The organism is Sphingobacterium sp. xlx-130 (assembly GCF_011007405.1).
GTDB classification, from domain to species: Bacteria; Bacteroidota; Bacteroidia; order Sphingobacteriales; family Sphingobacteriaceae; genus Sphingobacterium; species Sphingobacterium luzhongxinii.
In genome coordinates this window covers 99,626-122,528 of record NZ_WFKN01000006.1, presented here as the reverse complement: position 1 = coordinate 122,528, position 22,903 = coordinate 99,626, and the positions used below count along the sequence as shown (strand labels likewise).

The window sequence follows — 22,903 nt, the reverse complement described above, 5'->3', positions numbered from 1 at the left end:
GATGAAAACAAATAAACTAAGTCTTATCGCTTTATTACTGGTCTTATTTTCTTTGGGACAACAGCAACAGGTCTACGGCTGGGGAATGACAGGACACCGCGTGATTGCAGAGATAGCTGACAATCATCTCACCAAAAAAGCGAAAAAGAACATAGAGAAGATAATCGGTAAACAGAAGATCGCCTACTGGTCCAACTGGGCCGATTTTATAAAGTCTGATCCAGATCCGACATTAAACGAAACCGGATCCTGGCATTTTGTCAATACGGAAGCAAACCTAAGTTTTGAGGCTTTTGACGCGGCACTAAAGGCATCACCAGAGGATAACCTTTATAAAGCATATCTGCGCATTAAAAAAGAAAGCAAGGACAACAGGGAGCTACCTCTTTTACAACAACAACACAATCTTTACTACATCATTCATTTATTCGCTGATGCACATCAGCCTATGCATGTGAGCAGAGCTGTAGATCAGGGGGGGAATAAGATCGAAGTTTCATTTTTTGGACGCAAGACAAATATTCACCGTGTATGGGATTCTGAATTGGTAGACAACGAAAAATACAGCTTTATCGAGTATGCACAGGTTTTGGATATATACAACAAAAAATACTACTCAAAATATCAAAGTTCATTTGAACGTGCATTGTTCGAATCCCATGAGCTAGCAAATAAAATATACAAGGACGTAGAATATAACACCAATCTGAGCTATAAATATAGCTATGACTACAAATACATCATGGAAGAATGTCTGCTTAAGGCAGGAATCCGCCTTGCTAACGAACTTAATGAAATCTACGGTTAATCTATCGTATAATATTCAGAAACTTCGCACCGACCATGATCGCGTTGGAAGCACGTATACCGTTGCTGGTACGGACATAGTCTACCCGAAATAAGCGGTATTTACCCCACCCGATATTATCAAGCCCTACCGAGAACTCTTGGTAGGGCTTTTTATTGATCGTACTCAAAAGGTGATAACCGACAACTGTTTGTAGCTGCAGTCTATTGACAATTGGGATCTTATTTAACCAATAGCCTTTAAAGTTATGTTCGGCATGTAGTTCAACAAAAGACTTGTTCGTACTATGACTGTAATACGGTAATGTCAAAAAGTTGTTGAGATATTGACTCGATGTACCGATATGTGTTTGATTGCCGTTAAAATGCCGATAATCTGTAAAAGCAATATCTTTGGCATTGAAATATGTTCCGGTAGTGAGGGCATACGCAAATAAACCTTTATTCCCAATGGACATCTGTTGTCTTAGATGGAGTATAAGTTCCTGGTAATTATATGTGCTGAACGATGAAGCGAATGCGTTACTAAAGCCAATATCGATGGTGGGGTAGGCGCTGCTGTGTGTATAATCCAGCCGATTGGGTTTCTTGTCTATAGATGTCTTCAGATGGATGGTCATATTCAAAGCGGCCTTCCATAGCGCATGATCCTGAAATGCTGGAAGATCAAAATCAGACTCAGCTAACGGATTATTAGCGGTGTAAGTACTGTTGGTAGAAGAAAAAGTATAACTGGTATTGTTAAACACATTACTCCGTCTAAAGTAACCCAGCGATGCTTTTACCTGCAGATTAGGAGTCAGATACTCCTGATAGCCGGCACGGATAAATTGAGATTGATATAATTTCATATAATTATCCCCCAAAAACAAACTATATACCGAATTCAAAAACGGAGATATGGGACTGTCGGCATTAAATTGATTCAACGTCGTCCCGCCCGACAAAGCCAATGTTGCGTAGGTAATCGTATTAAAACGCATCTTAAAGTCGCCATGGGTATATAATCTTTTATCTGCAAGACCATAATTGAAATGAACACCAACACTGTATCTAGCCCCTAATCCCGCATCCCCAACCGTCGCAGACAGCGATGTTTTGAAATTGAACCCCTGAACTGTATTAAAAGACGTTCTAAATAAAGATAAGGGGGACTGGTATTGTAGAGCTAATTTTCGAGGTGTATCTTGATAGTGGTAACCGAAAAAGATGTGTTTAATCTTAAATGTGCTTCGAAGCCGGTCAATCGAGTCTATATAATGCGGCGAATTTATAATCGCTGCAATGCTGTCTCGACGGTGGTAATCGGTGATCTCATCTTCAGCTAGGGGAACCTTTCTGTTTTTCGCCCAGTAGGACTCGTCTTGCGAATTGGCATTTTCCTTAAACTCACTGTTGATCTGTCCGAAAGTCGACTGTTCAAACCGTTCTACGTAGATGTAGTTAGTAAACGTATGGGTAAAATGACCTTTAAAACGAAGGCCCATAATTCCCGCTTTGAAGTCCAAGGTCTGAAGCTGTTTGGACCATAGCCTGTCGTATCTATTATACGTGTATTGCTGCGTCAGGAACAAGGTATCTAACACAGGTTGATTTATACTAGATCCTAATAGCACGAAATCCAGACCGTACACTTGCCATGTCCCTTCTACAATATAGAGCTCACCTTCAACTACGGGTTCGGATTTCCGTTTGGCCTCAACAGCTATTTTGAAAATAAGCTGCCCTTCTTCCTCAAAAGAACCCAACAATCTATACCTGTAGTAAGAAAAAGCTTGATCCGCTATGGGAGAAATAATCTTCGCAGTACCCAAGTCCAGGAAATTGCTGTATAGATCAAATTCGGTGCCTTGTGCTCTATTAAAACTAAAACCTTGATTTTCTCCACTGACCTTGGATGCTAAAATCGTTTCTTTCATCTTGTTAGGCCTATCCACAAGGATACGGGATATCGTTTCGGAAAGATATAATATACCTGAACCGGAGCTATCCAAAAGCTGCTTGTCATCCTCCAGCTTGGCACCCAGTATTTTTTTCGGCAAGTTGATCGCCGACAAGGAACCTTTTGAATAAAAATCAGCTTCAAATTTGTCACGTGCATCGGCATTATTATCTCGATGAGCAATAGTTTTTCGTATCAGGTTGTCGGCTGGATTGCCTAAGTTCCGAATTAAGACTTCTTCAATGGAATAGACTTCTTCTTCCAGTACGACATCCAATTCAACGGGGTGCTCGCTGCCTGTCAATGCCACGGTTTTTGTCTTAAATCCTAACCGTTGAAACACGATGATTATGGACGATGTGTTTGGAGCTTTAAGTTCATATTGCCCCATGCTATTGCTCGAAGTCGCTGTATACGTCCCTTGAACACTAATCGTAACTGCACTTAAGGGAATTCCCGAAAGCTGTGTAATAGTACCACGGATCTGCGCTTGCGTCCGCACAGTAATCAAAAACAACAAAACAAGAAATAAACACGTTAGAAATGATCGCATAAAACTTAAATTAAAAGTATTAGGTTGGCCTTCCAAAGGTAACTAATTCAGCCTTTTAAAGCGCTGTTTTTATGTTAAATAGATTGGTATCGATTTTTTAAGCACTTTGTATGCAAATTCTAGAATTTTTGCTTGTCTGTTTTCATCGGTAAATCGTACCTTTGCGCTATGTCTGAAAAAATAATAATCCTTGATTTTGGTTCTCAATACACGCAGTTAATTGCGCGCCGCGTTCGCGAATTAAGTGTGTACTGTGAAATCCATCCTTTTAATAAAGTTCCTGATTTAGATGATACCGTGAAAGGGGTTATCTTTTCAGGCAGTCCATACTCTGTACGTCAGGAAGACGCACCTCAAATTGATTACAAATGTATTCAGGAAAAATTTCCATTGTTAGGTGTTTGCTATGGCGCGCAGTATCTAGCTCAACAGTCTTGTGGTGAAGTATTACCTTCAGCGATCAGAGAGTACGGCAGAGCTAATCTGCAATTTGTGGACAATGATAATGCGCTATTAAAAGGGGTGCCAGCACAATCTCAGGTGTGGATGTCTCATGGTGACACCATTAAGGAAGTTCCTGCAAACTTTAAAATCATAGCAAGTACAGACAAAGTGCGCGTTGCAGCTTACCAAGTAGAAGGAACCAATACCTACGGTATTCAGTTTCATCCGGAAGTGACGCATAGTACTGACGGTCAAGTATTGCTTAAGAACTTTGTGATTGATATCTGCGGGTGTACGCAGGATTGGACGTCAGAATCGTTTGTAGAGAGTACTATTGCAGATCTAAAAAAAGATCTTGGCAATGACCACGTAATTATGGCCCTATCAGGAGGTGTTGACTCTACAGTAGCAGCAGTATTATTACAGCATGCTATCGGAGATAGATTGCATTGCTTTTTCGTAGACCATGGTTTGTTGCGCAAAGACGAATTCGAACAAGTATTGGATTCTTATAAAAACATGGGGCTTAATATCAAAGGGGTCAATGCCAAAGAATTATTCTTTAGTAAGCTAGCCGGTGTAACGGAACCGGAGCAAAAGCGAAAGATTATCGGTGGAGCCTTTATCGATGTATTTGACCAAGCTTCAAGAGATATACAAAGTGAACTCCCTGAAGGAAGCGAAGCGAAATGGTTGGGTCAAGGAACTATTTACCCCGATATTATCGAGTCAATATCTGTCAAAGGACCTTCAGCGACAATAAAGTCGCACCATAACGTAGGTGGTCTTCCTGACTATATGAAACTCAAAGTGGTAGAGCCTTTAAAGACTTTGTTTAAAGATGAGGTACGCCGTGTTGGTAAAACGCTAGATGTAGATCCTAATATCTTAAATAGACATCCTTTCCCTGGTCCTGGTTTAGGAATTCGAATTTTAGGTGATATTAACGAAGAAAAGGTACGGATTTTGCAGGAAGCAGATGACATCTATATACGTAACTTAAAAGAATCGGGTTGGTATGATAAGGTATGGCAGGCTGGAACAATATTCCTTCCTGTTCAATCTGTAGGAGTAATGGGCGATGAGCGTACTTATGAACACGTTGTAGCGCTGCGTGCGGTGGGATCACTGGATGGTATGACCGCAGATTGGATTCATTTACCTTATGAATTACTAGCTAAGATATCGAATGAAATAATCAATCATGTTAAAGGAATCAACAGAGTTGTTTACGACATCAGTTCAAAACCACCAGCAACCATTGAGTGGGAATAAAAAATTGAGAAATTCAAGCATATTAGTAGCTCTTGCATTAGCTTTAGGTGTATCTTCGTGTACACCTAAAGTTGGTGTATTGCGATCTCCAGATTACAAGGGAAATGTGGGGAGCAGCACAAGTACAGAATCTGGAGAATCTTCGAAATCTAACGACAACGAGACAACAGGTTCTAAAAAGGATAATGCAGCTAAAAAATTTGTAGGCCGTAACATCGCCTTGGTCTTACCTTTCCAACTGGACCAGATTTCCGAAAGTACACTGGCAGACAAAGACATAAAACGTTCGGCTCTTGCTTTGGATTACTACCAAGGTTTTCAGCTGGGACTAGAGGAACTAGCAAAAAAGGGGGCAAATTTCAATCTTAATGTTCTAGATTCCCGTGACAACGCAAATTACAGCGGTAACTTAGCACTTTCTTCTGAAATACAGAGGTCATCGCTTATTATCGGGCCGGTATATCCTCAGGAAATAAAAGCTTTCGGGAGTAATCTAGCAGATAAAGAGACCTTACAGATTAACCCATTAGCAGCATCTATGCCGACAGAGTTTAACCTGCCAAACCTTGTTTCACTGACGCCGCCGATAAAGGCGCACAGCAATGCTATTGCAGCGCGAGTGGCACGTGAATACAACGTAGGAGATGTAGTCATTATTTATAATACAACAGATTCGGACGGAAAACAATTTCTCAACGGCATGTCGACAGCGATCAAACAAGCTAAAGGAAATATAAATGTCATCTCGGTATCTTCTACAGGCCAACTCAACGATAATCTTTCGTTGACAGGAAACAACCTGATTGTGACAGGTACGACAGACAAGCTTCAATTGAAAACGTTGTTGAATAATTTGACGAAGAAGTATACAGAAAATGCGTACAACTTCCAGTTATTCGGGCATCCCCTTTGGGATCGCTATGATTTTAATATGTATCCAAACTTCTCCGATCTGAACCCGACAATCACGAGTGAAAGTAATCTAAAGCCTTGGTCAAATACGGTAAAGGCTTTTAAAGAGATCTATTATAATACTTACGGAGTTAATCCTTCAGATCAGTCTTATAAGGGATACGACTCTGCACTCTATTTTGGAGGATTGATTAATAAGTATGGGGTCGATAAGCTGAAAGAAAAGTTAACGATAGAGCCTTATAATGGTTTGTTCAGTTCTTACAGATTCAGACACAGCGAAACTTGGGGGTATGCCAACGAGTCTGTTTCTTTTAGAAACTATCGTTCCGGGTCATTTCAATTACAATAGATATTTATGGAAATTAATGAGCGAAGAGTACTGCAACAGGTAAGAAATTTTGAACGGGCATTGACAGGTTATGATAATAAGGAACCTTTGGCAAGATACCTAACTCGTTTTTTTAAAGAAAATAGACAAATGGGGTCATCTGATAGAAAGATGACCTCTCGTTTTTGCTATAACTATTTCAGACTGGGCAATGCTTACCCGCAATCAGATCCTGTAGAACGACTTATACTTGGTGAGTTCCTATGCGAGCAACATTCAGACCTGGTTAATCTCCGAAATAAGGAGCTAGCCGATTCTATGGCCTTGCCGCTTTCCGAAAAATTAAGTATGGCAAACGCTCAAAAAGGTTTTGCCCTGGATCGTTTATTTCCAATTGCTGATGCTTTATCAAAAGATATTGATCGGGATATTTTCTTCAGCAGTCACTTTATACAGCCCAACCTATTTATCCGGATAAAAAGAGGACAGGAAGCCCGGGTAAAGGATTTAATAGAAAAAGAAGGTATCCAAGCTGAATCTATTACAGCTCAGACTTTGGCATTGGCTAACGGTACAAAACTTCAAAATATCAAAGGTTTGAACGGCCTTTACGAAGTACAGGATCTTTCGTCGCAGTATACACTAAATTTTATGGAGTCCAATCCCGGTGAAAACTGGTGGGATACCTGTGCCGCATCGGGAGGAAAGGCATTGATGCTGCTCGACACTCAACCGGCAATAAAATTGTTAGTCTCGGATATCCGGCTTTCCATACTCCGTAATTTGGATGAGCGTTTTCAGCAAGCAGGAATAAAGCAACCGTATCGAAAGAAGGTAATCGATCTAACGGATGTAGACAACGTAAAAGCAATACTACAGAACGAGCAATTTGACGGTGTTATTGTCGATGCACCTTGTTCGGGCTCTGGGACATGGGGACGGACACCGGAAATGATACAGGATTTTGATGTCAAAAAACTCGAAACCTTTACGACATTGCAAAAGCAAATTGTAACACAGGTCATTCCCTTTTTAAAGAAGGGGAAACCCCTGATTTATATCACCTGTTCGGTATATAAATCTGAAAATGAAGACATAGTAAACTACATACTAACACACTTTGCTATGCGATTGGATAAGATGGAAGTGATAAAGGGTTACGAAAACAGGGCGGACAGCATGTTTGCGGCCCGCCTAATTAAAGCTTAAACTTAGAAGCTTTAATCACATTTGCTAGGAATTACTAATACAGGGCATTCTGCCTTGCGGATGACGGATTCTGAAACGCTGCCCGAAATAAAATGCTCAAATCCCGTCCTTCCATTTGTTCCTAGTATCAATAAATCTGCCGACCATTCATGTGCGACAGTAAGTATTTCCTCCCGTATATTCCCAATACGGGTAAAAGTAAAAATTTCATGAGTCGATGTAAACTCGCCCGCAAGACGCTCTAAATAGTCTTGCGCCGCTTGTTGCTGAATTTCGGCTACTTCTGCAACAATAATAGGTTGTTGTCCTAAGAGCGGATCAGCGCCATAAGATGCTGGTGAAGTAGGTGGCACTACTGTCACTAGAGCCAATGCCGCGTTTTCTCCTTCCAACATAGATTTGGCATAATCTAGTACTTTATGTGAACAAGGGCTATCATCTACTGCCAATAGTATCCTTTGAAATTTGGAAAATCCCATAACTTTTTAGTTTTTTAGAAGTATATTCGTTCTTAAAAAACAAGGACACGCTATTATTGTTTTAAAAAATAAAAGTAAAATGATTCTTTCAGCTTGTAATCTGCGTATAGTACCACTTCGTGCAGACGCATCACACCGCAGCGAGATGGTTAGCCAAGTTCTTTTTGGAGAGGCTTTTGAAACTCTTGAGGAGGGAAATGACTTTGACTATATCCGTCTCTTAGATACGTGCTACGAAGGTTGGATTCAAAAAAATCAATCGGCACATGTTGACGGTCACCTGCCGTCAGATTGGATTGTTGACATATTTGGAGCTACTGCTGTTTCCAAAAAAAATACTGTACATCTCATTCATGGCACGAGCGTAGAAAAGAATGAAATGCGGATCGGTGAAGAGAACTTTCTGATAAATGGAGCGCTGCGTCAAGCTGTACTTCACGATTTCGATATAGAGTTTCCTAAGCTAATTTCTTATTACAACAACAGTCCTTATATGTGGGGAGGCCGATCTACAATGGGCATCGATTGCTCGGGCTTTAGTCAAGTCGTCTACAAACACTTTGGTGTCCAACTCAAAAGAGACGCTTGGCAACAGGCCGAATCAGGTCAAATGGTAGATTTCTTGACGGAGATAAAACCGGGAGATTTAGCCTTTTTTGATAATGAAGCTGGACGTATAACACACGTAGGTGTTATGATCGACAATGAGACAATCATCCATGCCGCTGGCCGGATCCGGATAGACAAAATGGACAATGAAGGTATTTTCAATGCAGATCTAAACAAATACACGCACAAATTGCGCATCGTAAAGCGCTACTTTTAATTATATTTTTTTTATTTTGAAAGACGATAATCCATACTTCTACTTAGCGAGTTCACAACTATTTCCCTTTACTACATCTGTACCAACAGATCGAAGTGATACCGACTTGCTCGCCGCTGCACAGAACGCACTTGAATTGATCGAATCAGGAAACACTGCCGAGGCGCTAAGCCTGTACACGACAGTGATTGAACAACATCCTCAATTACCTTTCTTTTATGCTTGCAGAAGTATTTTAAATACCCATTTAGAAGATGAGGAAGGTGCATTTTACGACTATCAAGTAGCCAAAAAATTGGATTTCAACTACCACAATTTCTTGGAATGGCAAGAAAATAAAGGAGCGATGCTTCTAGCTCAAGAGCTGAAGGAGATGAATGAAGAGATGAAACAGCATGACGCTTCCGCCCAATCCTTTATCAACAGAGCGATGCTCTGGGTACAACATTTCGATTACGAACAGGCTATTGATGATTACAGTCTAGCCCTTTCTATTGGCGACAACGCAGATGTACGCGTATCTAGAGCTGCCGTTTTTATGCGCATGCTTCATTATGATATGGCACTAATGGACCTAAATGCAGCCATTAACCTAAATCCGGAACTGCATATGGCCTTTCTTTATAGAGCAAAATTATTTGTTGCTATACGGGAAGACAAGGCAGCGCTTGCGGACTTTGAACATGTATTACAGTTAGCTCCCGATAATATAGAAATATTTGAAGAAAGAGCCAGCTACTATGAAAAGATCAACGATTGGCAGGCAGCTATTGCTGATTATACACAGGTTATTACGCGCAATCCAACTGATTTTTACTGTTACGTATTGCGAGCGGATGCATTTGAACACATAAAAGATTGGCATCGCGCTATTGCGGATTACGATGAAGCTATTCGATTGAACCCACATTACTCGGACTTGTACCAATATAGAGGCGAATTGAAAAAGAAAATAGGGGATGAGGACGGTGCTTCCCAGGATTTTAACACCTTTGAAGAACTAGAACAGGAATAGAATGGGAAAACCCAACGCGCACCTAAAGCGGATAAAAGATCTGGCCGCTAAAAATCTGGAAGAAGGGGAAGCTTTCTTAGCTCAAAACAAAAATAGGGAAGGGGTCATCGGTTTGAGTGCGGATTTACAATACGAGATCATTGTTATGGGAAATGGCGCAATCCCTACTTCCAAATCAAAAGTACTATGTCACTATCAAGGGGCACTATGGAATGGTGTTGTTTTTGACAGCTCCTATAAGCGAAAACGTCCGGAAGCACTATTGCTGAAAGAGTTGATCCGTGGTTGGCAACAGGCATTATTGCTGATGCCGGTTGGTAGTAAGTGGAAACTCTATATTCATCCCCGCCTCGCCTATGGATTTGAATCAATAACCAAAGATAGCGGAGGCAATTGTACGCTAATATTTGAGATTGAGCTGATTGCTATTTTATAGGAAGTAATACCAATAGCACGAGTTACATATGACAGACCTGGCGCTATTGGTATAATTTAGCATTAGGGATAAACACCTAAATTTCTGACAGCTTAAATATATCTTTAACTCTTATTCCTTTTTCGGTATGTTGTAACGTACAGCATTCATTCACCGCATCATGTTCAAAAAAGAGGATATACTCTTTGTCTGCAATTTCCTGCCAGTAGGATTGACGCTCTTGCATGGTGGTCAATGGGCGCACATCATAACTCATGACATAGGGGAGCGGTATGTGACCGACCGAAGGCAAAAGATCTGCCATATAGAGTATTGTTTTTCCTTTATAACTAATCTGGGGCAGCATCATCGCTTCGGTATGACCAAATGCATAACGCACATCGATATGCTGGTCATAGGCTTCGCCCTCTTTGAGGAATTTCAATTGACCACTTTCTTGAATAGGAAGTATATTTTCTTTTAAAAAAGAAGCCTTTTCACGCGGATTGGGATTCACAGCCCAGTCCCAATGCTGTTCATTAGACCAGAAATGGGCATTCTTGAATGCAGGAACTAATTTATCTCCCTCACGGACTATAGCCCCTCCACAATGATCAAAATGGAGGTGCGTGAGAAATACATCAGTAATATCGCTACGATGAAAACCATATTTCGCCAAGGACTTGTCTAGTGTATCGTCCCCATGCAAATAATAATGACTGAAAAATTTGTCATCCTGCTTGTCGCCTAGGGCTGTATCGACGAGTGTAAGTCGATCTCCGTCTTCGATAAGCAAGAGACGATTGGCCCAGGTACATAGGTTATTGGCATCCGCAGGATTCGTACGTTGCCAGATAGATTTTGGAACCACACCAAACATAGCACCACCATCCAACTTAAAATAACCTGTATCTATACTATATAACTTCATCGTCTTTATTTTTTGGTTTCAGCAAACCTACATAAAATGCAACGCATTCACGAAGATCAGCTATAAAATGCTTTAACTTTGGCCTCTAAATGTCGAATGACATGGCCTACAAAATCCTTTCCTGTAAGATCTCCTGCTAACCCTAATGCGCCAGGGCTGAAAACATTAATCTCCATTATCTTGTCGCCCACGATATCCAGACCGACAAGATACATACCATCCGCCTGGATTTTGGCACTAACCTGCTCTACGAGATGAAGTATCTTTGGATCGATAGCCGCTTTTACAGCTTTCGCTCCCTGGTGTATATTGCTCCGGATCTCGCCCTCTTTCTGCACACGCTGTACCGCAGCATACGCCCCATCCAACATTATAGGTTGACCATCCAAAAGGAAAAAGCGAAGATCACCTTTGGTAGCTTCCGGTAAATACTCCTGTGCGATCACATAGCCGTCTCGGGCTATCACGTCGACGGTTTGCTTTAGGTTATGTCGCTCTTCTGGCGTTATTAAAAAAACATTCTTCCCACCCGAACCTTTAACAGGTTTTAATATTATTCTATCGTTTTGGGAGTCCATAAAGTTTACTACATCCGAATAGAAGCGAGTGACCAGTGTTTTTGGGCGCACAACCTTTGGGAAATTCTCCAGATACAGTTTGTTACTGGCCTGTATCAATTGATCTGGATCATTAATAACAAGACGGCCCATTCTCTTTATCAACTGGGCAAATTGTAACCCCATTGAAGCTGCCCAAGGTCTGTTGTACATATCTAACACCGGGTCAAAACGAAGCCAGAGCACATCGATATCCTGCATGTGATAACGAACTTTAGCGGCACTTCTGAGTTTAGCTAGCATCTCTTCTTTTGAAGCAATCTGGCTGTTCGGTTCTATAATCCGTACATGAGCTTCAATATTTTTATCGTCGACATAAACGAAATCAGCAAGTCCAATGTAAATGATCGTGTGTCCACTTTGCAACGCGTTAAAAGCAAGTAGTGTTGTTGTAAAACCATTCTCTTCTTTATGTGTCTGATTAATCAAAAATGCTATGTTCATAGGGATATACTATTGTATTAATTTAAATATACTTCCTTCGTGTTTAATAAAATTCAATTGTTCATCATACGCTCCACTTAAGTAGCGAGGAGTGATGACTGGCATATTCATGTAACCGCGCTGAATCAAATCCTGAATAATAGGGATATAATCTTCGCGTATCTTTCCAACGGTAAGCAACTTGAGGTCCTGCCCGTTTTTAATATAGGTGATGAGTTCTATCAAACCTTGTAGATAGAGCGCATCCTTGGTCAGTCCGCCGCCTCGGTATACCCTCATCGTAATATTAAAGGACATTTCATCGCTGAAGAGATGTTCTTCCATCAAAAGAGCAAATGTGTCCATAAAGGTATGTCCCATTAACATGTTGCGCACTGCAATCACACGACCGGCCAATATGCGTAACCGTTGGTTGGACAATCCGCCTATCAGGTATTCTGCGAATACGGCTAGCCCCTCCTGCAACTGCTCATATCCCGGTACTCCTAAACTGAATAACTGTAAGGGTTGTGCCTTACCGTTAAAGTAAGTCGCAATATGGGTGCCTACTTCATGTTGGATCAATGCCGGCGCGCGCGCTGGCGATATCTGATAGTCTGCTCCGATATTAAGGACACCTCTATTAACCATCACGCCCGATATGTCGGAACGAACCCGCACGGTAGTATGCAAATCTGGAGCTTGACTACTCAGGTATGCTATTTCTTCCCTGGCCATTTGGGCAAACTCCTTGGCATTGAGCCTTTCCTCTTCTCGGGATATCGGCACAGAATTGTGCGCTATGACTGTCAATATGGATTGTGCGATTTGTAGCAGATTATCACTGACATTGCCAAAAACCTGCAGACTACCATGCATAAAATCCTCTGTATTGCGGTCGGCCAGCATACTCATCATTTCGTCCAGTTCCCGACGCTTGTCCCGGAATAGGTAAGCAATAGTGGGATCATAAATATCTTCAATGCGTAGATTGTAGAGATTGCGCTTTACCAAATCGGGGTCAATAGGCATGGGTCTGTATTGAAATACTGGGGACTTACTAAATTTTGATTTTTTAAAGGACTCCCATGCCTCAGGCACATTCAGTGGTGTAACTAATAGTAGAAAGTCAAAACGTTGGCTTTCTGTGGTAAGTGATTTATCTATATCGAATACGTTAGGCGTGATCTCCTTACGAAGATGGAATCGAAAGGTAGCGGGATTTTGGTCTGTAAATAACCGTACATATTCAAAAAATACACGTAACAGAATTTTCCCCAATGATTCTCGATAGTGCCGCAATAGGATAGGGAGATACTCACCATTGCTTAGTTGATAGCTCTTACGGATTGACATCCCGATGATGTAAATGCTCTTCTCAAGGGATTCCTTTAAGCTAAAGATACGCTCACAACCGGGGGGATGGGGCAACTCTTTCAACTTCTGAATCTCGGAAACAATATCCTGAGCTTCTGTTTGTAGGTTTTTGTGCATATACTCAGCCAAAGGCAAAATGCCTTTTTGCCCCACCAAAATAGCTACGTCCGAAGCTTGATCCGGTAATCCGCTCCATATCTCTACCAATAAACAAGATCCGAATTGCTCTTGGATACTAGTAGCAATCTTTCGCAATAAGGTAACACCATCGGCACTGTTCTGTTGGATTATAATACTAGCTAACTGCGACTTGGCCAAATTAGACAACATTTTATCTTTGGCACTAATCGGAGATCTGTAAATAAATATACAGGGCACAATCTTACTAAAGACCAACTTTCCGATATTGGGAATCTGGACGTGAAAGGGTTGCTTTGCCTTTATGGCACTCCATATAAAGTTTAAACGTCTCTCATCGCTCATACGCAAAATAGTCTTTTAAGGTCTGTACCGTATTTATCAGCAATTGCTTACAGCCCGCGATCCGCTGTACGTCTGGCTCACCCGTCCATTCATTCATAAAATCCTTACGGAATTCTACGGAGAACACACACCCCTTATCCCCAAACCTGGAATTTATAAACTGATTCAGATAGCCTCCTTTAAACTTGATATTTTCTCGAACATCAATAGATCCGCCGTACAATTTCTGATTTTGGATAGCCGTCAGGAAGTTCTCGGTCAATATGCGCCATTTCAGATCGTTGTAGTATGTTCCAAGATTAATCTGCGGATTTGCTTCCTCATCGATAGCTTGTGATATAGACTCACGTTTGACATTGTAACTGTGTACATCCAGCACTACAAAGAAGCCATACTTTTGAATAGTAGTTTGTATATTTCGTTCGATAATACGATATGTATCCCGGTGCTTCTTATAAAGAATTTCTAAAAAAGTAACTGGAAAATTGTCCTTCCAAACAGTCAAACCCCAAGCCTGATCCGGCCGGAGGTAAACAGACTGTTCGACGCTGCGATTCAGATCCAATTGAAAACGTGAGGTGCCGACCACAAACTGGTTGATCGGCAATTCTGCGATCAACGCTGTATAGGGATCTTCTTCTCGCAAGCGCTGTTTGCTATTCAAAAGTAAATACGGTAATAAATCTTGATCAATATGATGTCCATCATGTATAGCAAAGGACCAAAAAGGACTATCGACAGTCTGAACATGATAACTAACTTGTAATGACATAGGCTGAAGATTATATCTTTATGAATAGAACAGTAAGGAACACAAAAAGTTTTTTGTTAAAGTGTAACCGTTCCGAAATTATAGACGACTAATGGTAAAAGAACATTTAAAATATGGAAAAGGAAACAATGCTGGCGGTGATGTCTACAGGACTTTTTGCTGCTATAACACTCTCGATTTACTTCATTATGCGGTTTAGGTCCGTTCGAATCCAGAACAATGATACTCCACCTATCAAAAGAGAACCCTACGACTGGCAGAAACCCGGAATAGTTGTACTTGGGATAGGTGCCGGAATTCTCATTGTCGGAATTCTTAGAGAATTTAATTACTTTCATTCGGAAGATTCAATCCCTATGGGGATCATTACCATATGTGCAGGTATTTCTATGATCGTTGCGAATAAATTGGATAAAAGTCAAGAACCGAAAGATTAAGAATGGACCAAATCTATATTGATAAGGTTTTGGCGGGAGACCCATATGCTTTTAGGTATTTTCTGACAACCTACAAGCATATGGCTTATTCGGTAGCACATTCTATTGTAAAGCAGGAGCATTTGGCCGAAGAAGTCGTTCAAGATGCTTTTATGCGTTGTTATCAGTCGTTGGCGAAGTTTAAGCAGCACTCCAAATTCAGTACATGGTTTTATCGTATCGTTGTAAATTGTGCATTTAGCGCCATGCGTAGACTAAAACCAGAGTCCGTCAGTTTTGATCTTCAAGAGCATGATCTGATCTGGGATGAAAATGCATTCGATAGGCTAGTCAAGAAAGAGCAGGAGCAGGTGGTTCAACAAGCGCTGGTAAAGCTTCCTGCAAACGAAGCTTTAGCATTACGTCTTTACTACTTGGAGGAACTGGCCATACAGGAGCTTTGCGAGATCACAGGCTGGACAGATTCAAATGCGAAAGTGATCTTATTTAGAGCGCGCAAGCACCTTTACAGTGTTCTGTGCCGATTAATGAAAGAAGAATATTATGGAACATAAAGATGAACTCTATTCGCTGCTCAAGAGCAGCAAACTCGAAATGCCATTTGTTGATTTCGAAGAGCAGGCAATGAACAACATCCTTAACTATGAGCGCTCCAAAAAGGAGATGACCAAAAGTAAGAAAATGGCCATCTTATTCTTCCTCATAGGTACCGTCTTTGGTATGATGCTCAATTATGTTGGCAGTTTATTTGTAACCTCATATGGTCTATCGGAAAACCTCCAGGACAAACTATCATTCTTTTCTCAACTGGTGTATGTCATCTTGATCTTGCTTTTTAGCGACAAGCTCTGGAAGTTTTTCAAAATTAGCAAGAACAGGCCTATTAAAAACTAAGCTTAGCGCCACCATAAAAATTGCGTGTGGGAGCAGCGTTAAAATAACGTCCACCAAAAGCATTTATGTCGTTACCTAAGCTGTACTTTTGATTAAGCAGATTATCAACCCCGAGAAAAAGCTGTAGGTATATACTCTTCGACAATGGAAGTACATGACTAAATTTTCCTTGTAGTAGATGATACTTTTTGGCAAATACAGTATTAGCATCGTCTAAAGGCATCGCTGAGGTATAGTTGTGATAAAGATTAATCCCCAACTGATGAAGGAATTGTAATTGTAGGGTATTTGTCCACACCCAATTTGGTACTGCGGTCATGCGATTACCGCTATAATCCTTATCAGCCACTTTATAATCTCCAAATTGATAATCGTTATAACTTAAAGCCGAGTGCCAGTTTAATCCGAGTAAGAACGGAACATACGTCGTAACAGGGATTGTACCCCAAAATGAGAGTTCAACTCCTTTTTGCTTCATCTGACCGGCATTCTGATAATATTCTACTCCTGCATCGTTCAAGCTTCGAACGATCCCATTCCTCATTTGGTACGTATAAGCCGCAATATCAATGATTAGTGCGTTACTATTGGTTTTAACTTTATACCCCACTTCATAATTCGTTCCGGATTCAGCGTGGAGATCGCTATTAATTCTATTGTCCGACGAGCGTACTTCGGCCAAAGTTGGGGTAGAATATCCTTTTGCAATAGACATGCGCCACGACATAATATCATTCAATACGTAAGACGTAGCTATTCTTGGCATCCATTGTGTATCAAATGATAGGCTTCCTTGAGCAGGTACTGTGGTAGGAAACTTCCGGTCATAGTAGATATGACTTCCATTCAGACCTATTGATCCCTCCATATGCCAGTTTTTCACGAATTCGACCTGTGCCCGATAAAAGACACTCCATTGCGAGTTTGTCATGTCATCTTTGGCCTGAACTGCTCCAGGGATCCCGCTGTTGTTGTTGTAATTATCAATATCACTACTCCCTTTTATAGCCTCAAAGCCAAATTGCATCTGCCAGGACAGCGCTGCGTCCTCACGATCTAATGATAAATAACTACGTAATCCCCAATTTTTCTCGATACGCTTCTCGTAATTTGTGATAAAAGGATTTTTAAAATCGGTATACGACCCAAAAAGAGCCAATAGATAAGAAATGTTCTTGGTGATTTGCAGTTGATTTGATATCCCTCCAAATCCTGTCTTATTGTATATCGCTGCTTGCTGTTCTTTTGCACTGGGGTTCGTTCCGGCAGCAGGGCGATAAGTACTTGGATCGGCATCATACTGAATCGCATTAAGGCCTCCCGGGGTTTGATACCCCATATCGGTATAAAGTCCAAATACACGGAGCTGTGCTTTTCTATGGTATTGCCATTGGTGAGCGGTTTGAATCGTCTTTTTGTTTAGCGCTGAATGATCCCTATAACCATCCGAACGTATAAAAGATTGATCCAAGGAAAATTGATAGGTCGGGGCTAGCTGTTGCTGCAATGACAAAGTCTGCTGAAACATTCCATAGGATCCGGTAGTTAATTCAAGTGCGCGCTTATTCTCTAGCACCTCAAAGCCTTTGGGTCTAATCTGCAAAACCCCGCCCGAGTTTGCTCCGAAAAGTGAACCATCAGGTCCTTTAACGATTTGGATAGCATTGATCCCTACAGGGGCTAATAAATTAATGTAGGTATTGCCACCAGCATCTGTCAGGGGGAACTCATCGATATAGACTTTCGTATTGCGCACTCCGAAGGGAGATCGAATTAAACTGCCGCGCATAGCGAGACGATAGGAGCCTGGAGACCGTTCTTCCATCCGGATGCCGGGTACGGTATTTATCGCCGACACCAACGAAGTCGTCGATTGTCGTGCTAGCGCCTCTAGCGATAACGTCTGCGTGGCGGATGTCACTTCTAGCAAAGATTGCTTCGCAAAATAAACCTTGACATCGATAGGTTGTAAATCTATTTTAGCAGTATCCCTTTTTGTTTGTGCATGTACGTTGGTAAGCGATAATACGGCTAATAACGGGATAATCGAATTAAAATGCTTCATTAAGTCCCAAAAATAAACCTTTTTGACCGAACTTTCCAACGGCATAGTCGATACAAAGATTGGTACGTGTCATTTTATTAAACAGAACGCGTAAACCTGCACCGCCCGAAGGCTGCCAGTGTCGGAACAATTTCGTCCCCATCTGATCGTCTACTGTCTGTACATTTCCAAACACCACTCCGCTCAAAAATCGGTTAGGCAGAATAGGGAAGCGATACTCCACCTCGCCATAAGCGTAGGAATTACCTTTAAAATAGCCGTTCGTGTACCCTCTTCCACTTTTCGCATAGGGGTCTTTACCCGTCCCAGGTAAGTCTAGATAGGCCAGCTTACCGCTGAGGTTGTAAGATCCATAATACCAGAATGCCAACACATGATTTGGCTTTTCGGTAGACAATGGTATGTATTTACGAAAATCCGTAAGGAGCTGTATGGCGTTTTTTGAACTTCCCATCCAGGTTTGGTTGACTCGAAATACGACGTCCGTGTAGATACCTTTATAAGCATTATTCGGATTGTCACGTGTCATATACTGCAAGTTAAACATCAGTCCATTGTTATTATTGCTCACAGGATCAAATCCATTCCATTTGCTGTAAATCTCAACAGGGGAGGGGTCAATATCCGTTAATGTGCTGATATTGCGTTTCAGCTCAAAATATACGCCTGCGCCGACAAAAAGTCCAGGACTTAACTTTTTGTATACACGCTCGTTAAAACCATACACAGTATATTTATTTACAAAGCGTTCGCGATTTGGGTTGTTCAATGTCAATTCTTCTTCCGTAGGATTGGACAATGGATTACCGATTCCCATACCATAATCTAGGCCGACCATCTTTGCGATATGTAGACTTCCCTTAAGGTTCCATTTGTTTTCCTGCGTATAGACGTCATGAAACAAATAACCGACGATAATACCACGAGTCGTGTAACTTAGCGCAGTAGCAAATACGGACATACTCGTATTCTTCCTCTCTCCAAAATGTATGCCTCCAACCGCTTTAACACCTATTTGAAAACCAATACTTGGATTGTAATTGATGTTGGGCAAATACGATACACCGGATCTCCTTTTCGGAATACTGTCTTTCTTCTTTTTATTAAAAGGGTTAATATCTTGAAAAAGGTCGACTACGTCATAAAGGCTGTCAGGCGCTAAATCGGTACTATTATGTTTTCGTACAAAAAGACTATCCGTATTGCGCTGGTCTTCGATCTCTTGTGCAAAGGAAATCATGGCAAATAGGTTACCCAATAATAGGATTAGCAGGTTTTTCATACGGTTTCTCATTGCGCGTTAAGTAGTACGAAAGTAATTATAAGTTTCGGTATTCATAGAGATTTTACAAAGATTAAAACAGTTTCTCGCTAATATTTGTTATTTTGGTATAGAAGCAATTAATTAATATTGTTTTGAAGATAGAATATCATTAACAAGCTTAAAACCAATCCTTATGTTAATTAAAAAAGAAGTATCAGGAAGCAAAGGTGCTTTTGTTGCCTATGAGGAAAATAAAAAAATCGGTGAAATGACCTACTCTGTAGCTGGGGCTGATAAAATAATAATCGATCACACGGAAGTAGATGCCGAACAAAAAGGAAAAAATATAGGTAAAATATTACTTCAAAAAATCGTTGAGAATGCTAGAGATAATAACATTAAAATCATACCATTATGTCCATTTGCAAAGGCAATGTTTGACAAGGATGTGGATATCAGAGATGTGTTAGCTTAAGCAGCTTCGATCGACGGCAGGAGATAGCTCATGTTCCTGATGTCCTACCTAAAATATTCCAATTGTCCCAACAAGCCGGTCAATCCACCGGTATGTATAAATAAGATACTGCTTCCCTTTTTAAATCTACCCTTTTCTAAAAGGTCATGTAGTGCAAACAGGGCCTTACCTGTATACGTGGGTTCGATCATAATGCCTGTTTGTCGCACAAAGCTCTGGACAAAACGGATAAGGTCGGGTTTAGATTTTGCATATCCTCCAAAATGGTAGTCGGTGTGAAATTCTGTATTAACTGTTGAAGCACCTAACGCTGTCATTTCCTCTTTGATAAACAATCCCCCTTTCAAGACAGGCACTACATGTAAAACAGTGTCTAAGCTGTGTCTTGTTATTCCTAACGAGAGACCGGCCGCCGTGGTGCCTGTACCGGCTGCAACGAAAATATGGTCATACCGTTGCTCTAACTCATCCAATAATTCGGAGCAACCCTGTGCCCCCTCCACGCCAGCACCACCTTCATCGATCATCAAAGCGTTTGCGTTACCTCCTAACGATTCAAACAGCTGTTTTTTATCTTTATAATCTGCTCTGGAAACAAAGATCAGCTCCATACCGAATAGTCTGCACATATCCAGAACCGGGTTGGAGACCTGATCGCCACGTATAAAGGCTTTTGCGTGAAATCCCTCGACTGCGGCTGCACAGGCCACTGCTAGAATATGATTAGACCAAGCACCTCCAAAAGTAATTAAAGTGTCTTTATTTATACGCTTAGCTTTTAATAGGTTATACTTCAATTTCCTCCATTTATTTCCCGAAATAAATGGATGTATCATATCGTCCCTTTTGATATAAACTTCTACAGATTTTTCGGTATGAAGCGGGTGGAGAAGTGGCTGTTCGGGACTAAAGATGAGCATAGCAAAAATAGGAGTAATTAATATTCAATGTATTGAAGTAAGTATGCGCTAAAGTTAGCATTTTTCCGTCTAATTCACTTACTTTTGTGCTATGAATGAAGACTTAGATATACAGGAACAGGACGAACAGGAGTTGTATGAACATATACGGATAGTTGCTGATAAAGGGCAGGCTCTGCTTCGTATTGACAAGTTTTTGATGAATAGGGTCGAGAATACCTCGCGCAACCGTATTCAGAATGCTATCGATGCTGGCTCAGTATTGGTCAATGACAAAGTAGTAAAGGCGAGCTACAAGGTCAAACCTTCGGATATCATCACATTAGTACTACCAGATCCACCAAGGGATACAGAAGTCTATGCGGAAAACATTCCATTGGATATTGAATATGAAGATGATGACCTGCTACTGGTCAATAAGAAGGCTGGTATGGTGGTGCACCCCGGCTTTAATAACTATACGGGCACCTTGGTCAACGCTTTGACGTATCACCTAAACCAGTTGCCAACTCTCCCCGGCAATACAGGACGCCCAGGACTGGTACACCGGATCGATAAAGATACATCGGGACTACTTGTTATAGCAAAAAATGAATGGGCGATGACTTTTTTGGCCAAACAGTTTTTTGAACACAGCATAGAGCGACGTTATGTGGCCTTGGTCTGGGGCGATATCGTAGAAGATGGCTCGGTGAGCGGATATATAGGTAGGGACATGAAGGATCGTCGGATCATGAGTATGTACGATGACCCTGAGAAAGGAAAATGGTCTGTAACACACTATACAGTTAAGGAGCGATTCGGCTTTGTGACACTGATCGAATGCCAACTGGAAACAGGAAGAACACATCAGATACGTGCACATATGAAATCAATAGGGCACCCACTCTTTAACGATGGAAGTTATGGGGGGGATCGGATACTTAAAGGAACTGTTTTCTCTAAGTATAAGCAGTTTGTAGACAACTGTTTTGAGATAATACCTAGACAGGCACTTCATGCTCGATCTTTAGGTTTTCAACATCCTAAAACAAAAAAAACGTTGAACTTTGAAGTACCATTACCTGAAGATTTTCGTTTAGCATTAGAGAAATGGCGTGCATACGCTACAGAGAAGCATCTTCAGTAGCCCGTCACTATTAGCAGAAACGATTGAATTTTAATGCATTTTTTATGCCTACACACTACATGAACTACAACGGTACGCTAGTGCCGGAGGAACATACTATATTTACAGCCAATAGCCGTGCTTTCCGTTACGGAGACGGAATCTTCGAGACCATGCTGTATAAAGATGGTGAAATACGTTTTTTAGACTTTCACATCGAACGTCTACAACGTAGCATGCAAAGACTTAGCCTGGAGAAAGCAGGTAAATTTGATACCTATTTTATAAAAGCGTCCACGGAGGAACTCATTAGAAAGAACAACATGCTGGGGCAGCGCGTCCGTGTACGTCTGGTTGTCTTTCGGGAAGGAAATGGCCTCTATGCACCAGACAGCAACAGCATAGGCTTTGTCTTTCAGGTACAAAGTCTCAAAGAGCCTGTTAGGGACAAGAAAACAGGATTGATTATCGATCTATATACTGAAAATAAAAAGCCTTTTAGTGATCTGTCTGACCTGAAATCGAACAACTCGCTAATCTATGTTTTGGCGGGACTTTATAAAAAGAAATTTGATTACGACGATGTGCTCATACTCAATCAAGAAGGCTTTCTTTGCGAAGCTCTGAGTTCCAATATCTTTGTTTACTATGAAAAAACATTATACACCCCTGCAATAAACCAAGGTTGCATAGCTGGGGTCATGCGTCGTGTGGTAATGGATATCGCTGAATCTGAAGGAATACCTGTCGTGGAAGCTCAAATCAGTCCAGAGATTATGAAAAAGGCTGATGAAATATTCTGCACCAATGCTATACAGGGTATACAATGGGTAATGGGCTACAAACAGAAACGGTATTTCAACAAGATATCGCGTATCTTACAAGATAAATTGAGCAGTTGGAACTACATTAAAGAAGGTAACTAAAGT

Annotated in this window: 22 protein-coding genes; 13 read left to right on the top strand and 9 right to left on the bottom strand. The window is 41.1% G+C overall.

Features of this window, described 5'->3' with window-relative positions:
* Nucleotide 1 precedes the first annotated feature (1 nt).
* Nucleotides 2-808 carry a S1/P1 nuclease gene (locus G7B18_RS11950; RefSeq protein ID WP_164112539.1) on the top strand — a complete coding sequence of 269 codons (807 nt, stop codon included), beginning with the start codon at nt 2-4 and terminating at the stop codon, nt 806-808.
* A 1-nt stretch (nt 809) separates the two neighbouring features.
* Here the strand turns inward: G7B18_RS11950 and G7B18_RS11945 are convergent, their stop codons facing one another.
* The gene (locus G7B18_RS11945; protein ID WP_164112538.1) at nt 810-3,302 is read right to left on the bottom strand and encodes a DUF5686 family protein; all 2,493 of its coding nucleotides are present in this window, start codon (nt 3,300-3,302) and stop codon (nt 810-812) included.
* A gap of 168 nt (nt 3,303-3,470) precedes the next feature.
* Here G7B18_RS11945 and guaA point away from each other — a divergent pair, with 168 nt between their 5' ends.
* Genes guaA through G7B18_RS11930 form a run of 3 tightly spaced genes read left to right on the top strand, consistent with a single transcriptional unit; the run spans nt 3,471 to nt 7,473 of the window.
* Entirely contained in the window at nt 3,471-5,021 is a 1,551-nt protein-coding gene (gene guaA, locus G7B18_RS11940; protein WP_164112537.1) for a glutamine-hydrolyzing GMP synthase, read from the top strand.
* On the top strand, nt 4,951-6,285 hold the full coding sequence (locus G7B18_RS11935; protein ID WP_240452848.1) for an ABC transporter substrate-binding protein: 1,335 nt from the start codon (nt 4,951-4,953) through the stop codon (nt 6,283-6,285). Before guaA ends, G7B18_RS11935 begins: the two co-directional genes overlap by 71 nt.
* 6 nt (nt 6,286-6,291) lie before the next feature.
* The gene (locus tag G7B18_RS11930; RefSeq protein WP_164112536.1) at nt 6,292-7,473 is read left to right on the top strand and encodes an RsmB/NOP family class I SAM-dependent RNA methyltransferase; all 1,182 of its coding nucleotides are present in this window, start codon (nt 6,292-6,294) and stop codon (nt 7,471-7,473) included.
* 11 nt (nt 7,474-7,484) lie between these two features.
* Here the strand turns inward: G7B18_RS11930 and G7B18_RS11925 are convergent, their stop codons facing one another.
* Nucleotides 7,485-7,952 carry a universal stress protein gene (locus tag G7B18_RS11925; protein WP_164112535.1) on the bottom strand — a complete coding sequence of 156 codons (468 nt, stop codon included), beginning with the start codon at nt 7,950-7,952 and terminating at the stop codon, nt 7,485-7,487.
* A gap of 79 nt (nt 7,953-8,031) precedes the next feature.
* Between G7B18_RS11925 and G7B18_RS11920 the strand changes: the two genes are divergently transcribed.
* The 3 genes from G7B18_RS11920 to G7B18_RS11910 are packed head-to-tail and all read left to right on the top strand — an operon-like array spanning nt 8,032 to nt 10,229.
* The gene (locus G7B18_RS11920; RefSeq protein WP_164112534.1) at nt 8,032-8,778 is read left to right on the top strand and encodes a C40 family peptidase; all 747 of its coding nucleotides are present in this window, start codon (nt 8,032-8,034) and stop codon (nt 8,776-8,778) included.
* A gap of 16 nt (nt 8,779-8,794) precedes the next feature.
* Nucleotides 8,795-9,793: a tetratricopeptide repeat protein gene (locus tag G7B18_RS11915; protein WP_164112533.1), complete on the top strand. Its 999-nt coding sequence runs from the start codon at nt 8,795-8,797 to the stop codon at nt 9,791-9,793.
* 1 nt (nt 9,794) lies between these two features.
* Entirely contained in the window at nt 9,795-10,229 is a 435-nt protein-coding gene (locus G7B18_RS11910) for an FKBP-type peptidyl-prolyl cis-trans isomerase (RefSeq protein ID WP_164112532.1), read from the top strand.
* A 76-nt stretch (nt 10,230-10,305) separates the two neighbouring features.
* Here the strand turns inward: G7B18_RS11910 and G7B18_RS11905 are convergent, their stop codons facing one another.
* The 4 genes from G7B18_RS11905 to G7B18_RS11890 are packed head-to-tail and all read right to left on the bottom strand — an operon-like array spanning nt 10,306 to nt 14,811.
* Nucleotides 10,306-11,139: an MBL fold metallo-hydrolase gene (locus G7B18_RS11905; RefSeq protein ID WP_164112531.1), complete on the bottom strand. Its 834-nt coding sequence runs from the start codon at nt 11,137-11,139 to the stop codon at nt 10,306-10,308.
* Nucleotides 11,140-11,195: 56 nt separating this feature from the next.
* Nucleotides 11,196-12,200 carry a glutathione synthase gene (locus tag G7B18_RS11900; protein WP_164112530.1) on the bottom strand — a complete coding sequence of 335 codons (1,005 nt, stop codon included), beginning with the start codon at nt 12,198-12,200 and terminating at the stop codon, nt 11,196-11,198.
* Nucleotides 12,201-12,209: 9 nt separating this feature from the next.
* The gene (locus tag G7B18_RS11895; RefSeq protein WP_164112529.1) at nt 12,210-14,039 is read right to left on the bottom strand and encodes a flavohemoglobin expression-modulating QEGLA motif protein; all 1,830 of its coding nucleotides are present in this window, start codon (nt 14,037-14,039) and stop codon (nt 12,210-12,212) included.
* Nucleotides 14,029-14,811 (bottom strand): N-formylglutamate amidohydrolase, encoded by a 783-nt coding sequence (locus tag G7B18_RS11890; protein ID WP_164112528.1) that lies wholly within the window; start codon nt 14,809-14,811, stop codon nt 14,029-14,031. Before G7B18_RS11890 ends, G7B18_RS11895 begins: the two co-directional genes overlap by 11 nt.
* Nucleotides 14,812-14,924: 113 nt before the next feature.
* Between G7B18_RS11890 and G7B18_RS11885 the strand changes: the two genes are divergently transcribed.
* The 3 genes from G7B18_RS11885 to G7B18_RS11875 are packed head-to-tail and all read left to right on the top strand — an operon-like array spanning nt 14,925 to nt 16,142.
* On the top strand, nt 14,925-15,248 hold the full coding sequence (locus tag G7B18_RS11885) for a hypothetical protein (protein ID WP_164112527.1): 324 nt from the start codon (nt 14,925-14,927) through the stop codon (nt 15,246-15,248).
* Nucleotides 15,249-15,250: 2 nt separating this feature from the next.
* On the top strand, nt 15,251-15,802 hold the full coding sequence (locus G7B18_RS11880) for an RNA polymerase sigma factor (RefSeq protein WP_164112526.1): 552 nt from the start codon (nt 15,251-15,253) through the stop codon (nt 15,800-15,802).
* On the top strand, nt 15,792-16,142 hold the full coding sequence (locus G7B18_RS11875) for a hypothetical protein (RefSeq protein WP_164112525.1): 351 nt from the start codon (nt 15,792-15,794) through the stop codon (nt 16,140-16,142). The genes G7B18_RS11880 and G7B18_RS11875 overlap by 11 nt, the downstream gene beginning before the upstream one ends.
* Here G7B18_RS11875 and G7B18_RS11870 read toward each other — a convergent pair.
* Together G7B18_RS11870 and G7B18_RS11865 are read right to left on the bottom strand one after the other, a co-directional pair.
* Nucleotides 16,132-18,207: a TonB-dependent receptor gene (locus tag G7B18_RS11870; RefSeq protein ID WP_164112524.1), complete on the bottom strand. Its 2,076-nt coding sequence runs from the start codon at nt 18,205-18,207 to the stop codon at nt 16,132-16,134. The genes G7B18_RS11875 and G7B18_RS11870 overlap by 11 nt on opposite strands.
* On the bottom strand, nt 18,194-19,489 hold the full coding sequence (locus tag G7B18_RS11865) for a BamA/TamA family outer membrane protein (protein ID WP_240452847.1): 1,296 nt from the start codon (nt 19,487-19,489) through the stop codon (nt 18,194-18,196). The genes G7B18_RS11870 and G7B18_RS11865 overlap by 14 nt, the downstream gene beginning before the upstream one ends.
* A gap of 175 nt (nt 19,490-19,664) precedes the next feature.
* On the opposite strand from G7B18_RS11865, the gene G7B18_RS11860 reads away from it, so the two are divergent.
* A complete protein-coding gene (locus G7B18_RS11860) occupies nt 19,665-19,946 on the top strand; it encodes a GNAT family N-acetyltransferase (protein ID WP_164112522.1) in 282 nt (93 codons plus the stop codon).
* 44 nt (nt 19,947-19,990) lie between these two features.
* Here the strand turns inward: G7B18_RS11860 and G7B18_RS11855 are convergent, their stop codons facing one another.
* Nucleotides 19,991-20,866, bottom strand: a complete 876-nt coding sequence (locus G7B18_RS11855) for a 1-aminocyclopropane-1-carboxylate deaminase/D-cysteine desulfhydrase (RefSeq protein WP_164122692.1) — start codon at nt 20,864-20,866, stop codon at nt 19,991-19,993.
* 91 nt (nt 20,867-20,957) lie between these two features.
* On the opposite strand from G7B18_RS11855, the gene G7B18_RS11850 reads away from it, so the two are divergent.
* Both G7B18_RS11850 and G7B18_RS11845 read left to right on the top strand, forming a co-directional pair.
* Entirely contained in the window at nt 20,958-21,995 is a 1,038-nt protein-coding gene (locus tag G7B18_RS11850; protein WP_164122690.1) for an RluA family pseudouridine synthase, read from the top strand.
* 44 nt (nt 21,996-22,039) lie between these two features.
* Nucleotides 22,040-22,900 carry an aminotransferase class IV gene (locus G7B18_RS11845; protein WP_164112519.1) on the top strand — a complete coding sequence of 287 codons (861 nt, stop codon included), beginning with the start codon at nt 22,040-22,042 and terminating at the stop codon, nt 22,898-22,900.
* Nucleotides 22,901-22,903: the final 3 nt, after the last annotated feature.

Bases quoted from the DNA above. Each gene is read 5' to 3' on its own strand.
- G7B18_RS11950 (WP_164112539.1), top strand. From the start codon at position 2: ATGAAAACAAATAAACTAAGTCTTATCGCTTTATTACTGGTCTTATTT.
- G7B18_RS11945 (WP_164112538.1), bottom strand. From the start codon at position 3,302: ATGCGATCATTTCTAACGTGTTTATTTCTTGTTTTGTTGTTTTTGATT.
- guaA (WP_164112537.1), top strand. From the start codon at position 3,471: ATGTCTGAAAAAATAATAATCCTTGATTTTGGTTCTCAATACACGCAG.
- G7B18_RS11935 (WP_240452848.1), top strand. From the start codon at position 4,951: ATGTTAAAGGAATCAACAGAGTTGTTTACGACATCAGTTCAAAACCAC.
- G7B18_RS11930 (WP_164112536.1), top strand. From the start codon at position 6,292: ATGGAAATTAATGAGCGAAGAGTACTGCAACAGGTAAGAAATTTTGAA.
- G7B18_RS11925 (WP_164112535.1), bottom strand. From the start codon at position 7,952: ATGGGATTTTCCAAATTTCAAAGGATACTATTGGCAGTAGATGATAGC.
- G7B18_RS11920 (WP_164112534.1), top strand. From the start codon at position 8,032: ATGATTCTTTCAGCTTGTAATCTGCGTATAGTACCACTTCGTGCAGAC.
- G7B18_RS11910 (WP_164112532.1), top strand. From the start codon at position 9,795: ATGGGAAAACCCAACGCGCACCTAAAGCGGATAAAAGATCTGGCCGCT.
- G7B18_RS11905 (WP_164112531.1), bottom strand. From the start codon at position 11,139: ATGAAGTTATATAGTATAGATACAGGTTATTTTAAGTTGGATGGTGGT.
- G7B18_RS11900 (WP_164112530.1), bottom strand. From the start codon at position 12,200: ATGAACATAGCATTTTTGATTAATCAGACACATAAAGAAGAGAATGGT.
- G7B18_RS11895 (WP_164112529.1), bottom strand. From the start codon at position 14,039: ATGAGCGATGAGAGACGTTTAAACTTTATATGGAGTGCCATAAAGGCA.
- G7B18_RS11890 (WP_164112528.1), bottom strand. From the start codon at position 14,811: ATGTCATTACAAGTTAGTTATCATGTTCAGACTGTCGATAGTCCTTTT.
- G7B18_RS11885 (WP_164112527.1), top strand. From the start codon at position 14,925: ATGGAAAAGGAAACAATGCTGGCGGTGATGTCTACAGGACTTTTTGCT.
- G7B18_RS11880 (WP_164112526.1), top strand. From the start codon at position 15,251: ATGGACCAAATCTATATTGATAAGGTTTTGGCGGGAGACCCATATGCT.
- G7B18_RS11875 (WP_164112525.1), top strand. From the start codon at position 15,792: ATGGAACATAAAGATGAACTCTATTCGCTGCTCAAGAGCAGCAAACTC.
- G7B18_RS11870 (WP_164112524.1), bottom strand. From the start codon at position 18,207: ATGAAGCATTTTAATTCGATTATCCCGTTATTAGCCGTATTATCGCTT.
- G7B18_RS11865 (WP_240452847.1), bottom strand. From the start codon at position 19,489: ATGAAAAACCTGCTAATCCTATTATTGGGTAACCTATTTGCCATGATT.
- G7B18_RS11860 (WP_164112522.1), top strand. From the start codon at position 19,665: ATGTTAATTAAAAAAGAAGTATCAGGAAGCAAAGGTGCTTTTGTTGCC.
- G7B18_RS11855 (WP_164122692.1), bottom strand. From the start codon at position 20,866: ATGCTCATCTTTAGTCCCGAACAGCCACTTCTCCACCCGCTTCATACC.
- G7B18_RS11850 (WP_164122690.1), top strand. From the start codon at position 20,958: ATGAATGAAGACTTAGATATACAGGAACAGGACGAACAGGAGTTGTAT.
- G7B18_RS11845 (WP_164112519.1), top strand. From the start codon at position 22,040: ATGCCTACACACTACATGAACTACAACGGTACGCTAGTGCCGGAGGAA.